10 protein-coding genes are annotated in these 14,621 nt (G+C 49.8%); 7 read left to right on the top strand and 3 right to left on the bottom strand.

Going from position 1 to position 14,621, the window contains the following annotated elements; translation table 11 throughout:
• From ACTHRH_RS04875 to ACTHRH_RS04850, 6 genes are all read left to right on the top strand, one after another.
• On the top strand, window positions 1-798 hold the full coding sequence (locus tag ACTHRH_RS04875; RefSeq protein ID WP_144940294.1) for a sugar phosphate isomerase/epimerase family protein: 798 nt from the start codon (window positions 1-3) through the stop codon (window positions 796-798).
• A 1,314-nt stretch (window positions 799-2,112) separates the two neighbouring features.
• Window positions 2,113-2,616, top strand: coding sequence for a hypothetical protein (locus tag ACTHRH_RS04870; RefSeq protein WP_379287576.1), 504 nt, complete (start codon window positions 2,113-2,115; stop codon window positions 2,614-2,616).
• Between the two features lie 455 nt (window positions 2,617-3,071).
• A complete protein-coding gene (locus ACTHRH_RS04865) occupies window positions 3,072-4,040 on the top strand; it encodes an ABC transporter permease (protein ID WP_379287574.1) in 969 nt (322 codons plus the stop codon).
• A gap of 17 nt (window positions 4,041-4,057) precedes the next feature.
• Window positions 4,058-4,939 carry a carbohydrate ABC transporter permease gene (locus tag ACTHRH_RS04860; RefSeq protein ID WP_379287572.1) on the top strand — a complete coding sequence of 294 codons (882 nt, stop codon included), beginning with the start codon at window positions 4,058-4,060 and terminating at the stop codon, window positions 4,937-4,939.
• 85 nt (window positions 4,940-5,024) lie between these two features.
• Complete coding sequence (locus ACTHRH_RS04855) at window positions 5,025-6,632, top strand: extracellular solute-binding protein (RefSeq protein ID WP_440414359.1); 1,608 nt, start codon at window positions 5,025-5,027, stop codon at window positions 6,630-6,632.
• A 132-nt stretch (window positions 6,633-6,764) separates the two neighbouring features.
• Window positions 6,765-9,029 (top strand): helix-turn-helix domain-containing protein, encoded by a 2,265-nt coding sequence (locus ACTHRH_RS04850; RefSeq protein ID WP_440414357.1) that lies wholly within the window; start codon window positions 6,765-6,767, stop codon window positions 9,027-9,029.
• A gap of 191 nt (window positions 9,030-9,220) precedes the next feature.
• Here ACTHRH_RS04850 and ACTHRH_RS04845 read toward each other — a convergent pair whose 3' ends face one another.
• A complete protein-coding gene (locus ACTHRH_RS04845) occupies window positions 9,221-10,633 on the bottom strand; it encodes a sulfatase family protein (RefSeq protein WP_440414355.1) in 1,413 nt (470 codons plus the stop codon).
• A gap of 31 nt (window positions 10,634-10,664) precedes the next feature.
• Window positions 10,665-11,870, bottom strand: coding sequence for an ROK family transcriptional regulator (locus ACTHRH_RS04840; RefSeq protein WP_379287564.1), 1,206 nt, complete (start codon window positions 11,868-11,870; stop codon window positions 10,665-10,667).
• A 312-nt stretch (window positions 11,871-12,182) separates the two neighbouring features.
• Between ACTHRH_RS04840 and ACTHRH_RS04835 the strand changes: the two genes are divergently transcribed.
• Window positions 12,183-13,679, top strand: a complete 1,497-nt coding sequence (locus tag ACTHRH_RS04835) for a DUF3604 domain-containing protein (protein ID WP_440414353.1) — start codon at window positions 12,183-12,185, stop codon at window positions 13,677-13,679.
• Window positions 13,680-14,098: 419 nt separating this feature from the next.
• On the opposite strand, the gene ACTHRH_RS04830 is transcribed toward ACTHRH_RS04835, so the two are convergent.
• Window positions 14,099-14,599, bottom strand: coding sequence for a GNAT family N-acetyltransferase (locus ACTHRH_RS04830; RefSeq protein ID WP_144940279.1), 501 nt, complete (start codon window positions 14,597-14,599; stop codon window positions 14,099-14,101).
• Window positions 14,600-14,621: the final 22 nt, after the last annotated feature.

Below are 14,621 nucleotides of genomic sequence, written 5' to 3'. Positions count from 1 at the left end.
ATGAGGCAACCGGAAAGATGGAAGGTCGGTACTTCTTATAATGTCAAGAATACCGCCGGACTGGAAGAGATCAAGAGTGCCGGATTGGATTGTATTGAATTGGTATTGCACAGCAAGGACTGGAACAGTCAGTTCCAGGAGCTTTCCGAGCAGTTTACCGCGATCGTTCAGGAAGCCAATCGCCTGAACCTGCATATATGGTCCGTCCATTTGCCCTATGGCCATGATTGGGACGTTTCCTGCCCGGATGACGCCAAGAGAGAGGCGATCATAGCCAATCAGTATAAATTGCTGGAGCTGGCAGAGAGTTGGGGAGTAGGCCGGGCGGTACTGCATCCGAGCTATGAGCCGATTCCGATTGAGGACAGGCGCCGTCGGTTAAGCATATGCCGGGACGGACTGCAGCAACTGGCCCGCCGGGCGGGGCATCTGAATATTCGAATAGCGGTGGAATGCCTGCCCAGAACCTGTCTCGGAAATACGAGTGACGAAATTTTGGAGTTGATCGGGTCTGAAGATCGATTGATGGTTTGCTGCGATGTTAACCATCTTCTTCAGGAAACCGCGGTCGATTTCATCAACAAAGTCGGTTCGCGGATCATTACCGTTCATATGTCCGACTATGACGGGGAGGATGAGAAGCATTGGATGCCCGGAGAAGGAATTATAGACTGGAAGAATGTTCTTCGAGCCCTCGCCGGCCACGGATATGAAGGTCCGTTTATGTTCGAGGTGAGAAACCCTTCCCCGGAAGATCTTACGGCATGCTGGAGGCGGCTGTTGGCATTGAATCCTTAATTATGCGTCATTCTTCTTGGAAAGGCTGCTTGGCAGGACCGCCTGCTAAGCGGCCTGCTTGTTTTTTACCAGAGCTATTAGCCTTCGATGTGCTTCCGGTATTCATGACAAGAATCTACATTCGTTTATAATGACGGATTGGATCGAAAAAATGAATATTCATCATCCGACGGTGCCGAATCAACGGCAGGGCTTCTTGAAAATCCATCAATTTTCATCATCTGCTGGTGCCGCGGCCAGAGGCATGGGAGTCTAAATGGATTTTTAGAGGCTGTCGATTAATGGTGTACGATTATGATCATGGAAACCTGCACGGTTTGGTTTTAACAGAACCAGACGACCTTAATCGCTCCAAATGGGCCTTTCGGTCATTTTAACGGAACTAGATGACCTTATTCCCAAGAAATGCAGGCGAAAGTAGGATAATTCTATGAAATAAGCGCGTCTGGTTCCGTTAGTCTAAAAAAACCGCCTATTTTGACGAAATAAGATCTCCCAGTTCCGTTACGTTTACGCTTTTATCCATTACTAGTTTCATTGATGCTACACAATTTTGCTTTTACTATTACATTCATCCAGTTGAACACCTTTTCCACATTAAATCGACTGCCTCTTTTTATACAGTTAGTTTACTCCTACGAGGTGAAAAACTGAAAACTACCCTGAAAATCCATCAATTTTCATCATCTGCTGGTGCCGCGGCCAGAGGCATGGGAGTCTAACTTCTTTTCTCTAGCCGTCACCAATTTTGGATATACTTATGTTGAACGAAACCGAGTTACCGCCCTATGGACTTTCAATTACCGCATTTATGCTCAAATGATTGCCTTTATGGAAATGGAGCGTATATGGTCGATAGGATTGGAAACAACGTTAAATAGTGTTGCGAGTTCGGCTGGCACCAGAATGACGGGTAACTTTTTTGGTTTTTTTGACCTCGGAATCTCCTGTATGTCCCATGTGCGATGGAACGTGTTGACATACAGAAATTTCAAGGCGCTGTAGATCACGTTGGAGACTGACCAACCACCACGCGAGGGGTCGGGAGCTTTCACATACAGCGCACTGGCACGCTTTCCCGGCACGCATTGTAGTGAAGATATTTTTGGATTTCAGCTGTTCCAAGATTTACCCTCCCCAAGAGCGATCAGGGGAACTCCTGTTTCCGCCAGTTCAAAGAGGCGACGGGGCTCGAAACTGGACCTAGGTCCAGGATACGACTTGCCTGAAGTTGGAGGTAACCACTGTCTAAATATGTTAATCTGTTTAAAGAACAGGACTACAGGACGGGCGAAGGAGGAAAGGAGTAGTCGTATGAATGCTAAGACGATTTTAGGAGCGGTTTTGCTTCTTCTCGGGGCGTTTTTGTTTTTAAATCAGGGGGAGACATTCGGAGTGGGGACGATTTTCGCCCTATTCTGGCCCAGCATGTTTATTATTCCGCTAGGCTTGTTTTTCCATTGGATGTACTTCTCGCTGACGAACCGTCAAGGGGTAGGGCTGCTTGTTCCCGGCGGGGTGCTCCTGACGGTAGGAGTTGTCTGCCAAATCTCCATGCTGTTTGACAGTTGGGGCTACATGTGGCCGGGATTTATACTGGCTCCGGCAGTGGGACTGTTCGAGCTGTATTGGTTCGGGGGCCGCAATAAGTGGCTGTTGATCCCGATCAATATTTTGACGGTGCTGTCTCTCTTGTTTTTTGCCGTCTTCTCTATCGGCTCCATGCTTACGCATCTGTCCAGCGGTTGGCCGATCTTCCCGATACTGATGATTCTTGTGGGAGCTTTTATGCTGGTCTGGAAGAAGAGAGAAGTTTAATGTGAAAAATATGTAAGGCCGTCGCATGTAATGACCAGTCTTGCCGGCAAAGGGGCTGTCTCACAAGTCGATTTATCATTTTTCAAGCCCCGCCTGGAGTTAAATCTGGCTGTTAGCAAAGGACCCTGTTCCTACAAAATAGTGGGATTGGAGGTCCTTTTTGCTTCATTTTGGAATGTTCCCGTTTTATGCAAACGCTATTGAGACAGCCCCTGCTTTGTGGGGTATGAACAGGCTCCGCCAGGGGCTTTTTTTTATTTTCAGGTTAGGAAATGACTTGGCGTAAATGACTTGGTGTAACGGCATTACCGGAATGATCACACTCCGCCGGTAGTTTCTGCTTCGCTAGCATCGATCTGTCCCCTATAAAAATTGTATATAAAAATTGAGCATTGAATAACGGCCGGAAAACCTGTTATTGTGCTAGTACCGACAAGAAAGGAGTGTACGCCTGAATGCCGCCACACACTGAAGCCGCGCCCCATTTCAAACCCGGTCTGGCGCCGCGCATGAAGAATTATGCCCGCTTCCTCAAGAAAGATTTGCTCCGCAATAGAACGATCTATTTGATGTCGCTGGCCGGTCTCGCGTATTACATTTTGTTTAAATATGTCCCTATGTACGGATTGACCATCGCCTTCAAAAATTTTACGCCTGCCAAAGGCATTATTGGTAGTCCGTGGGTGGGATTCACACATTTCGAGCAGTTCTTCAACAGCCATTACTTTTGGCGCATCCTGAAGAATACGCTGCTCATCAATGCGTATGAGCTTATATTTGCATTCCCGGCGCCGATCATTCTGGCTTTGCTGCTAAATGAGGTGAGGAGCACTTTTTTCAAACGTTCTGTGCAAACGGTTACATACCTCCCGCATTTCATCTCTACAGTTGTAATTTGCGGTATGATCGTTGATTTCACAAGCAAAAGCGGGCTGATCAGCTCAATTATCGAAGCCTTCGGAGGAGAGCGGTCGAATTTGCTGCTTAATCCGGATTACTTCCGAACGATCTTCGTCGGTTCGGGCATTTGGCAGGGAGTTGGCTGGGGATCGATTATTTATCTGGCTGCCCTGTCCGCCATCGACCCGCAGCTGTATGATGCCGCAACGATCGATGGGGCCAACCGATGGAAGCAGATGCTTCATGTCACGCTGCCCGGTATTAAGCCGACTATCGTCATCATGCTCATTCTGAACATCGGCGGGATTATGAACGTCGGATTCGAGAAGATTATTCTGCTGTATAACCCGATGACCTACGAAACGGCAGATGTCATCTCCAGCTTCGTGTACCGAAAGGGAATACTCGAAGCGAGCTACAGCTACAGCACTGCAGTCGGCATGTTCAACTCCGTGATCAACTTCATGATGCTTGTTCTGGCCAACCGAATCAGCCGTAAGTTCAACGAGACAAGTCTGTGGTAGAGAAAGGGGGGACTTCTATGAAGAGAAAGAAAAGTTTGGGCGATCTTATTTTCGATACGTGCAATTATATCCTTTTATTCGCTTTAATGCTGGCCACGCTGTACCCTTTTGTCTACGTCATCTTTGCTTCCGTCAGCGAGCCGCAGCAGCTTGTAAAGCACACCGGCATTTTGTGGAAGCCTTACGGTTTCACGCTTAAAGCTTATGAGATGGTGCTGAAAAATCCGATGATCGCCATCGGGTATCGGAACACGCTGATCTATGTAGCCGTCGGAACGGTACTCAACGTATTGATGACGGCGATGTTCGCCTATGTATTGTCCCGTCGGGGTGTTCACCTAAAGAATTTGATGATGATGCTCGTAGTGTTCACGATGTTCTTCGGAGGCGGACTGATCCCGGAGTACATCCTGGTCAAAAATTTGGGGATGCTGGACACACGCTGGGCATTGATTATCCCCGGGCTTATCTCTACCTGGAATCTGATCATTATGCGAACCTCCTTCATGTCCATTCCTTACGAGCTTGAAGAATCCGCACGGATAGACGGAGCCGGCGATTGGACCGTCCTATTCCGGATCATTCTTCCGCTATCGATTCCGCTGTTGTCGGTCATGGTCCTTTTTTACGGAGTCGGACATTGGAATGCTTGGGCCAACGCTCTGATCTTTCTCAAGGACCGTGAGCTGTTCCCTCTGCAGCTTGTCCTTCGCGAGATTCTGATCGTGAACAGCACGACCGAAATGACGGAAGATGCCGGGGCCGGAGACGATTTCGCGCTGTCGCTCATTATCAAGTATGCGACGATTCTGGTGGCGACTGTGCCGATTCTTCTGTTGTATCCGTTAATTCAGAGGCATTTTACGAAAGGGGTAATGATCGGGGCGTTGAAAGGATGACTCGTGCGTGGTTTTGGAGCCGTATACCAGCAATGGGCGGCTTTGAAAATAAAATTGAAAAATCATGACTGAAAGGGGTTCCAACATGAGAAAATGGAAGAAGTCGACGATCAGCATGTTAGCCGTCGCATTAAGTTTCACGGTTGTAGCGGGCTGCGGGGGCGGGGCGGACGAAACGCCAGGAAACGGACAAGGCAGCGGTGCGGGGGATGACAAGCCGGTGTCGCTCACCTTTTACGTGCGGCCGATTAACAACAAGTACTTGAAGAGCTATAAGGACATTGCCGCCTTCCAGGAAATTGAGAAGAGAACCAATACGAATGTGAACTGGCAAGAGCCTTCGGCCGGCGATACTTCGCAGCAATTCAACATCATGCTTGCATCCGGCAGCTATCCGGACATGATCTACTGGGTTACCGACAGCTATCCGGGCGGATTAAGCAAGCTGATACAGGATGAAGTGGCCGTCAAGTTAAATGATTTGATCGACAGCCATGCTCCGAATTTCAAAGCACTGCTTGACGGCAATCCGGAATTGAAAAAGCAGATTATGCTGGATGACGGAACGATCGCCCTGTTTCCCAAAATCGAGCTCGACTTGCAGCGCAACGCTTATACCGGTTTCCAGATTCGGAAGGACTGGCTTGATCAGGTTGGTATGGATGTTCCAACGACCGTTGATGAATGGTATGCTGTTCTGAAAGCGTTTAAGGAGCAGGATCCGAACGGCAACGGCGAAGCGGATGAAATCCCGCTCGGTGAACAGAAAGGAATGGAGGCTATTAAAAACTTCGCTGCGGCTTGGGGGATACGAACAGGCTTATATCTCGACCCGGCTTCCCGGAAAATAGCCTATGGCCCGCTGCAGCCGGCTTTCAAAGACTATATGGAAACGATGCATAAGTGGTTTGAGGAAGGATTGATCGAGCCGGAATTCGCCTCCTTGGACGGCAAGGCATTCGATGCCAAATTTACGAACAATCAATACGGTGCCATGGTTGGATACATGTCCTGGTTTGACAAGTTCAACAACTTGATGAAAGGAGAAAATCCGGATTTTAAGCTCATTGCCGCACCGGATCCGATCGGCCCCGGCGGGAAGCCGTACAGCAGCAATGACGGGTTGATCCGTTACGTAAGCGGGGAAGGCGCCTTCATTACTTCACAGAACAAAAATCCAGAGCATTCGGTGAAATTCCTTGACTTTATGTATGGACAGGAAGGCTCCGATCTGTTGAACTGGGGCATCGAGGGCGAATCTTACCAGGTGGATAACGGCAGCAAAAAGTATACGGAAAAAGTGTTGAAAAATAGCGAAGGTTTGACTCGGGTCGATTACACGCTCCGATACGCCATTCCCATTTACGGCTTCACCAAAGTAATGGATCGCGAAGCGTGGGCTCAGCTCAGTGTGACAGCGGATGAAGCCAAAGAAGCGAATGAGGTCTGGTATCAATCGGACAAATCGCTGCTGCTGCCGAGTTTGACCTTGACAGCCGAGGAAAGTCAGAAATACTCTCAAATAATGAGTGAGGTCAATACCTACTATGATGAAATGTTCATAAGGTTCATCATGGGAGTCGAGCCGCTTGATAAATGGGACGCTTTCGTCGCAACGCTGAAGAAGATGGGAATTGAAGAGGCGGTTCAAATCCAACAGGCTGCTCACGAGCGCTACCAGGCAAGAAAATAAGCGCGGCTCTAAGGGAGGACACAGGACTCCCTTAAGCTGCGTAGGGCATGCTTCTTTCTCCAATAAGATCGCTATCTGCCTTATAATCCCTCCGTTTACACCGGAATTGGTATGGAGAAAGGATGGTTGCAGTTGATTCTCGGAAAGAAGTTCCAGTTTTTTGTAAAATACTTGTTCTCTTATGTCATTATTTTGCTGCTTCCGTTGGTGCTGATGGGGTTATTTGTACAGAGCTTTTTGATCGACACTTTGAAGAATGAAATAGTAGTGAATAATTTGAACAATTTGAATCGGGTGAAATATGTTCTGGATCAACAGGTGCTGCAGCTTCAGAATACAAGCACGCAGTTGATGTATGTAAACAATAATTTGAAACCGTTTTACCAACTGAACCAGGATCCGCTGAAAGCCCGGAAAATCATGAACGAGCTGCAAAAATATACGACGACAAACCACTTTATCCATGAAATGATGATTTATTTCCGCGGGGAAGAGCGGCTGTATTCCAATCGCAGCGTATACACCCTGTCCATGCTGTCTGATCATATTTATCCTTATCCGAATTGGAGCAAGGAAGAGATTTACCGCGATTTGAACCGGTTGACGGAACCGCTGATCCGGCCGGCCGAAATGCTGCAGGACGAGGGAAGGTTCATTACGTTCCTCTATCCGATATTGCCGAGTTCCTCCACTCCATATGCTGCGGTTATTTTTATTGTGAAGGAAGAGGCGGTCCATCGAATACTCGAGGATGAGTTCAAAAGCTACAACGGAAACACCTTTATCCTCAATCAAAACAACGAATTGATTACCAGTTTGGACTCTGGCGGATCTGATCTGCCGGAACAGGTTATAAAGAGGCTTCCGAACGACTTCGAATCTTTTACAGAGACCATAAGGCGGGGTGGAGAAACCTATTATTTCCTCTCCGTGCAATCGAAGGAAACCGGCTGGACCTACGTATCCACGCTGCCGGTCAGCCAGGTGTTGGCCAAGGTAACGGCGGTGCAAACCTGGTTTGTGCTCGGAATCATCGTCATTCTTACATTGGGCGTAATGGTGATATACGGAAGCATGAATATGAATTACAGGCCTCTCAATCAACTAAAACGGTATACCGAGAGTATTTGGAAGCATGCGGAACCGATGAATGAGCTGGAGACGGTCCGTCTGACCATCGATTCGCTGTTTACTGAGAACCGTGCGCTTAACGTCAAGGTCGAAAGCAGCCGTGAAGCTGCCGAAGATTATTTGCTGGATCAGCTGCTTAAAGGGCGGAGTACGGATGCGGAGTCTTTCAACGAAGCCGGAAGGGAATGGGGAATCGTTTTTACCAAGCCGAAAATCCGGGTCGCTATTTTACACTTTCACGGATCTCAAGCCCCCATTTCTTCTGACGAAAAGCGGGCTTTGCTGAAATCATTGAGTCAAGGGCTGCCGAAAAGCTACGAAGGGTACTGGCGGGATCATCTCGACGAGAACAAATGGGTGATGGTGCTGGCCTGCGATGCAGAGGAGGAAGCCGATCCGTCCGATGCGCTGTCATTCTTTCATCAATATGTACGAAATCTGCTGCAGCAAGGCATTACCATTGGGGTGGGCGGCGCTGTCACGGATTGGCGAGAAGTGCCCAAATCCTATTTCGAAGCGGCCACGGCGATTGATTACCGGTTTATCAAAGGGAAGGAACAGGTCATTTTCTCCAAAGACATAATCATCGATCAGCAAACGCTGGAAGCCTATCCCCGTCAGGAAATGGCGGAACTGAGGAGCGCGATAAAGCAGGGTAATTTGAACAAAATCGAGAAGCTGCTTCAGCAGCTGCAGCAATATTTGAAAGAGAACAATATGCCTCTTTTCATTGCCCGCGGCTTGTGCTTTGATCTAATTAATGTGGTGATTCAGACGATGGGCGACATTCCCTCCCAGGGGACATCCCCGGGCCTTGACGATTATCCGGATGTCTTCCTGTTGGAGAAATACGAGACCGTTGAGGAATTCACTTCCCTGGTGAAGCAGATCTGCCGGGATGTCGCAGTTCACCTTGACCGTCTGGCAGGAGAAGATCATCTGGATTTGGACATGCGAATGATGCTGTATATCAAGCAGAACTATGCGAATCGGAATTTCTCGGTTCAGGAGATGGCGGACTATTTCAGGATGGCGCCTCCGAACCTCAGCCATTATTATAAGGATCGGACCGGTCAAACCGTGCTGGACTTTGCGACGCAGCTCCGCATCGATAAAGCAAAACAGCTTCTCCTGTCAAGTACGCTTTCCGTTAAATCTATAGCCGAACAAACCGGCTTCGATAACGTATCCAGCTTCATCCGCCGTTTCAAGCAATGGACGGGGGTAACACCCGGGGAATTCCGCAGCCGGGGTGAAGCGGTATAAGATCAGAGCCTTGATCCGCTTGCGGACATTCTGACCGCTTATCCGCTAATTTTGCAACGCGCACCCTCCGGCGCGCGTTGCGCGTCAGGCCAGGAATGGCTTTTGTTTCAAATATTAGAAAGTATAAGCTTCATCGAGAAACTGTACGTCCTTGGACAAGGACGGCGATAGCCGTTTATCCTTGGGTCCGCTTAATCTATTTCGGCGACAGGCTGATCCAGCACCTCCGCCTGCAGCCTATGCAGCTCTTCCTTAAGCTTCACGACGGTCTCCGAATAGGCCGGATCTTTATACACATTGTTCATTTCATAGGGATCAAGCTGCAAATCAAACAGCTCCCACTCCGGCTCGCGGTTCTCATCCGCAGACCCGGTAGTTCCCAAGGCTTGGGCATAGTAATAAATCAGCTTGTAGCGTTCGGTCCGAATGCCGTAATGCGAATAAACATTGTGATGCTCGTCCAGATGCATCCAGTATCTGTAGTACATCGATGTCCTCCAGCCTTCGGGAGTAGACCCTTCAAAGATGGAGCGAAGCGAGCGGCCCTGCATTTCGGCAGGAATCGGCACTCCTGCATAATCCAAAAACGTCACCGGAAAATCGATGTTCAGAGCCATCACTTCTGTTACGCTTCCGGCCTCGATTACACGCGGATAACGAACGATGAACGGCATTCTCAATGACTCCTCGTACATAAAGCGCTTGTCAAACCAGCCATGGTCCCCTAGGAAAAAGCCCTGGTCGGAGGTATAAATCACTATGGTGTTATCCTCGATTCCTTCTTCCTCCAAGTAATCCAGCAGCCTGCCGACGCTCTCATCAATAGAAGCCACACACCTTAAATAGTCTTTTATATACCGTTGATACTTCCACCTTTTCTGCTCCAGTGCGCTTAACTCCTCGGGAGGTCTGCCCTTGACATCCGATTCTCTCGTATCGCGGTCAATCCGCATTTTGGCCTCGACCGCCGCCTGCGAGCGATTTTCATAAGTATCATGGAAGGTTTCCGGCTCCGGGATTTCTACGTCTTCATACCATTGAGCGTATTTGGCTGAAGGCTGCCAGGGCCGGTGCGGCGCTTTATGATGGCACATCAGCATGAAAGGGCGGTTGGAATCCCGCCGGCTCAACCAGTCGATGGACAAATCCGTAATGATATCGGTAACATAGCCTGAATATGGTTTCTCGCCCTCTTGATCAATGAAGGTAGGATTATGGTACAGTCCTTGCCCCGGCAGGACGTTCCAATAATCGAAGCCAGTAGGATCCGCATCCCCTCCATGGCCCAGATGCCACTTGCCGATCATGGCCGTTTGATACCCGCTTGCCTGCAGCAGCTTGGGGAAGGTCATTTGACGCCCATCCAGATGATCCTCGATCGATTTGACGCCGTTCAAATGATTGTATTTGCCCGTCAAAATGGCAGCGCGGCTGGGGGAGCATATTGAATTCGTGCAGAAGCAGTTATCGAAGCGCATTCCTTCGTCGGCAATCCGGTCGATATTCGGTGTCTGATTGATTTGGCTGCCGTAGCAGCTCATCGCGTGCGAAGCATGGTCGTCTGACATAATAAACAGAATGTTAGGCTGCCGGTTTGGTTTCAAGCGAGATCACCTCTACGTTAAAATTTTCGTTCTATACGTTTAAGAATGAAAAGCTCATATGTTCATCCAAAGCGAAATTGGCTGCCCCTAAAGCTCCGCCGATATCCTTGAAAATGGCCGGATGCACAACCGTGGAAGCCGAAAGCAAATGAATCGAGCGCTGGCGCATAACTTTGACGGCGGTTTCCAGGTAAGTGGAACATTCCATCGGAATCATGCCGCCGAGAATAATCGCCTCGGGATTTAGCAGATTCACCAGGTTGGCCATCGTCATTCCCAAATAGGTGGCTGCGTTATTCACGACTTGCACCGCCAGTTCATCTCCTTGATCCGCCACCTGGCAAATTTGCTTGGCATTCAGCAGCTGAAGGTCAAATTCGGGTTCCCGCAGCAGCGAGGAATCGGTATCTTCCCGAAGCCGCTTCCGGGCCTCGAGCTCTATCGCCGGCGCTGCTGCATACATCTGCAGGCAGCCTCGATTTCCGCAAAGACATAATACACCGTCGAGCTCCACCGAGGTATGGCCAAGTTCCCCGGCTCCGCCGATAGCGCCATGAATGAGTTCGCGCTGCACATAGATGCCGGCGCCGATGCCTGTATCAATCCCGATGTAAATCATCTGATTATAATGTCTGCCCGCTCCGTAACGGCTTTCCGCAAGTCCTCGTGCCCGGCTCCGGTTAAGGACAACGACTGGCCAGCGCAGCTTGTCCGTCATCATTCTGCTCAGCTCGACCTGCCTCCAGCCCAGAACGGCGGAGCTGTGAAGAAGTCCGCGATTCGTGTCCACGAGGCCGGGGATACCGAGACCGATAAGCGGAATCGGCTCTTTGTCCAGCTTGTTCACAAAATGGGGAAGCTCTTCGGCCAAAGCCTGAACCGCCGCTTCCGGCGTCGGTGAAGCATAAGGGATGCGCTGCATCAGCAGAGTGTTCCCCAGCAGGTCGAATGCGCCCAGGACCCAGGCCTGATCGATCAGATCAGCGCCCAGAATGATGTGTGAGTTCGGAACGAGCTCCAAATTAATGGCAGGGCGGCCCCCGGTTGATTGCTGCGGCTCGGTTTCGCGGATGAGCCCCAGCTCAATTAATTCATTCACCGCTATCGAGATTGTGGCCCGGCTTAAATCCGTTAATTTGGTCAGCTCCATTCGGGAGATGGAGCCATGAACTCTTAACATCTGAATGATCGTAGCCTTGCTTCCTCTCTGATCCTTGTATTTGCGGACGGTCTCCATACAATCTCCTCAACTATAGTCTAATTTATACGTAAGTGTCCTTTCGAATATAACAAAACAGATCGAATATAGCAAACCGTTTTACACAGTTTTTTACCCATATTTTTGATGAGTTCAGAGCCTGATTACCAGCTTCCCAAATGAATGGAATTTTATTTTATTGTCGGCGGATACTTTGTTTATATATTGACAAAAGTGGGGAGCGATTTTATGATGGAAGCAATGAAAAAGCCTGTATCGGGAAGGACAAAGGATGTAGAGGCTTTTCAAATGGAAGCCGCCATACCATTAAAATTAAGGGGATAGAAGAGCATGAACTTATATTGGGGAGATCTGCATAATCATTGCGGGATAAGCTATGGCTACTGCAGTCTTGAAAACGCACTGAAGGCGGCCAAGGGGCAGCTCGATTTCTGCGCGATTATCGGACACGCGTCCTGGTTCGATATTCCGGAACGGAAGGAACCGCTGGAGTATCTGGTTGATTTTCACAAGGAGGGATTTGCCAAGCTCCAAAGAAATTGGGAGGAAGTGCGCAGAACGGTCAGAGCTTATAACGTTCCGCATGAATTTGTTACTTTTCAAGGCTTCGAGGCGCATTCCAGCAAGTACGGCGACCATCATTATTTATCTCCTGACGATGAGATACCTCTAGTTGCCGGAGAAACGCCGGAGGAAATCATTGCCAAGCTGAGCCCGCATCGAGCAATTGCGATTCGGCATCATGTCGGCTATACGCCAGGATATCGCGGGGGAAACTGGGAAAGCTTTAATTCGGCCATCAGCCCTGTGATCGAGGTGTACTCTAAGCACGGCTGCGGCATGTCTGAGCAAAGCCTGTATCCATACTATCACGATATGGGACCGCGTGATCCGAGAAGCACCGTCTTTGCAGCTTTGGCCAAGGGACATCGCTTCGGCTTCGTCGGTTCGACCGACCATCATGCGGGATATCCGGGGTCATACGGAGACGGAAGACTGGCGGTGCTTGCCGGGGAGAAGACTCGTGAAGCGATCTGGGAAGCGATTCTGGCCCGAAGAACCTATGCGGTGACCGGAGACAAAATAGCCTGCCGCTTTAAATTGAACGGCCATGATATGGGCAGCGAGGTTCAAGCCGGCCAAAGAACTCTGTCTCTCGATGTAAGAGGCTGCGATCAACTCGATAAAATCGTCGTCTATAAAAACTTAAAGCCATGGAAAATTATTAACGGCGAAGAGCTTCGCCGGGCAAAGACGGCAGGGGAGCAGAAGTATAAGATCAAAGTCGAATTAGGGTGGGGCAATAACAAAACCGGCTTCAAATGGAAAGCCTCCGCCTCCGTTCATGGAGGCAAGCTGATCTCCGTAGAGACCTGTTTCCGCGGACGGAGCGTCCTTGCTCCAACTCCGGAAATGCGGGAAGACCCCGATATGAACGCCTTAGGCAATGAGGTCGTTTCACAATCGGAGAGTAGTGTGGTATGGAACTGTACGTCATTTCCTAACCCGACTACGCTGCATCCGCACACCTCAGGTGTCATTCTGGAAGTGGCCGGTCATGCTGATACTCGAATAGAGGTCCGGGCTAATGGAAAGACGATTACGGCTGCGATCGGCGAATTGCTGGCCGGCGGCCAAAGCGTGCATTTGCACCCTTACAATTCGGAAGCGATCTTCGTTCATCGCGCCGTACCGGAGGAGCTGTATAGCTTCCATGGACAATGGGAGGACAGTGCGGCCGAAGCGCCATGCGATGTGTATCATGCGGAAATCCGGCAGATGAACGGGCAATGCGCCTGGATTTCGCCGATCTATGCTTTGGCTTGATTGTAAGGGGTAAGGAAGCGTTCGCGTGGAAGGCCCGCCGCTTGGTCGAAAAACCGGGCCTATACCGGGACAATATGAATTCGGTACCGCAGTGGAAAGTTGAATACGGGGTAGTTTCGACTGTTGTTAACCTTGTTTTAAAAGGCCGCCCAGTCCGTTAGGCTGCGCGGCTTAACCGCTAATATTGTTAAAATGCGAGGTGGACCTGCAATAGTGCAGGTCTTTTTGTCGCAGCTATAAGGACACGTACGAAACCATCCTATGGGGAAAGGGAGAACCCTGCGCCTCTTTAGAACGGCACAGGGTTCCATGAAGAAACTGATAGTTTGTAAGCTTCTAATCGGACGAACAATGTTCACCGGAGAGCTTAGATAGGAATGAATGGATTGCAAGCATGACGTAATGGCCGGACCGCTCGACTACGTGCTGTTCTGACTCGCCCTGGCCTTAGCCCCGAGAAAATCCCGATATATTCCTGGAGTGGAATCCGGAATCAGAAACGCGCCGACGCTCTTCTCATAAAATTCGGCGGGCCCTACGCCGCCGATGATGGCATAGACATAGCCGGCTTCCCGCATGCTGTGAAGGCACTTAAGCAGCAGCGCTTTGCCGATACCTTTGCCCTGTTCCGAATCCAGCACGCGGGTGGGGCCGAAGAAATTGGGCGCGGTAGCTTCATAGCAAGCGTAGCCGAGGATGTCTGCGCCCCGGGTGGCTATGTAGCAAGTAACCGGGGTACGGGAGAAGCTGACATCGCATTCTCCCGAAGCATTGCGGCCGGAATGCTCCGCCACCCACTCGACGACCCGGTGCTTATCCGGAGCCAGCGCGCGATGAATGCGAATTCCCTCCCGTTCCAACCGGGAGAGAAGCTCCTCCTGTGGAGGCAGATTGAGTAATGGGACAAGCATATCGGCCATTCAAGCTCACTCCTTAATAGGT

Source organism: Paenibacillus sp. SAFN-117 (assembly GCF_051966115.1).
Taxonomy (GTDB): domain Bacteria; phylum Bacillota; class Bacilli; order Paenibacillales; family NBRC-103111; genus Paenibacillus_L; species Paenibacillus_L residui.
Note: the sequence above shows the minus strand (reverse complement) of the source record. Positions and strands in the feature narration are given on the sequence as shown.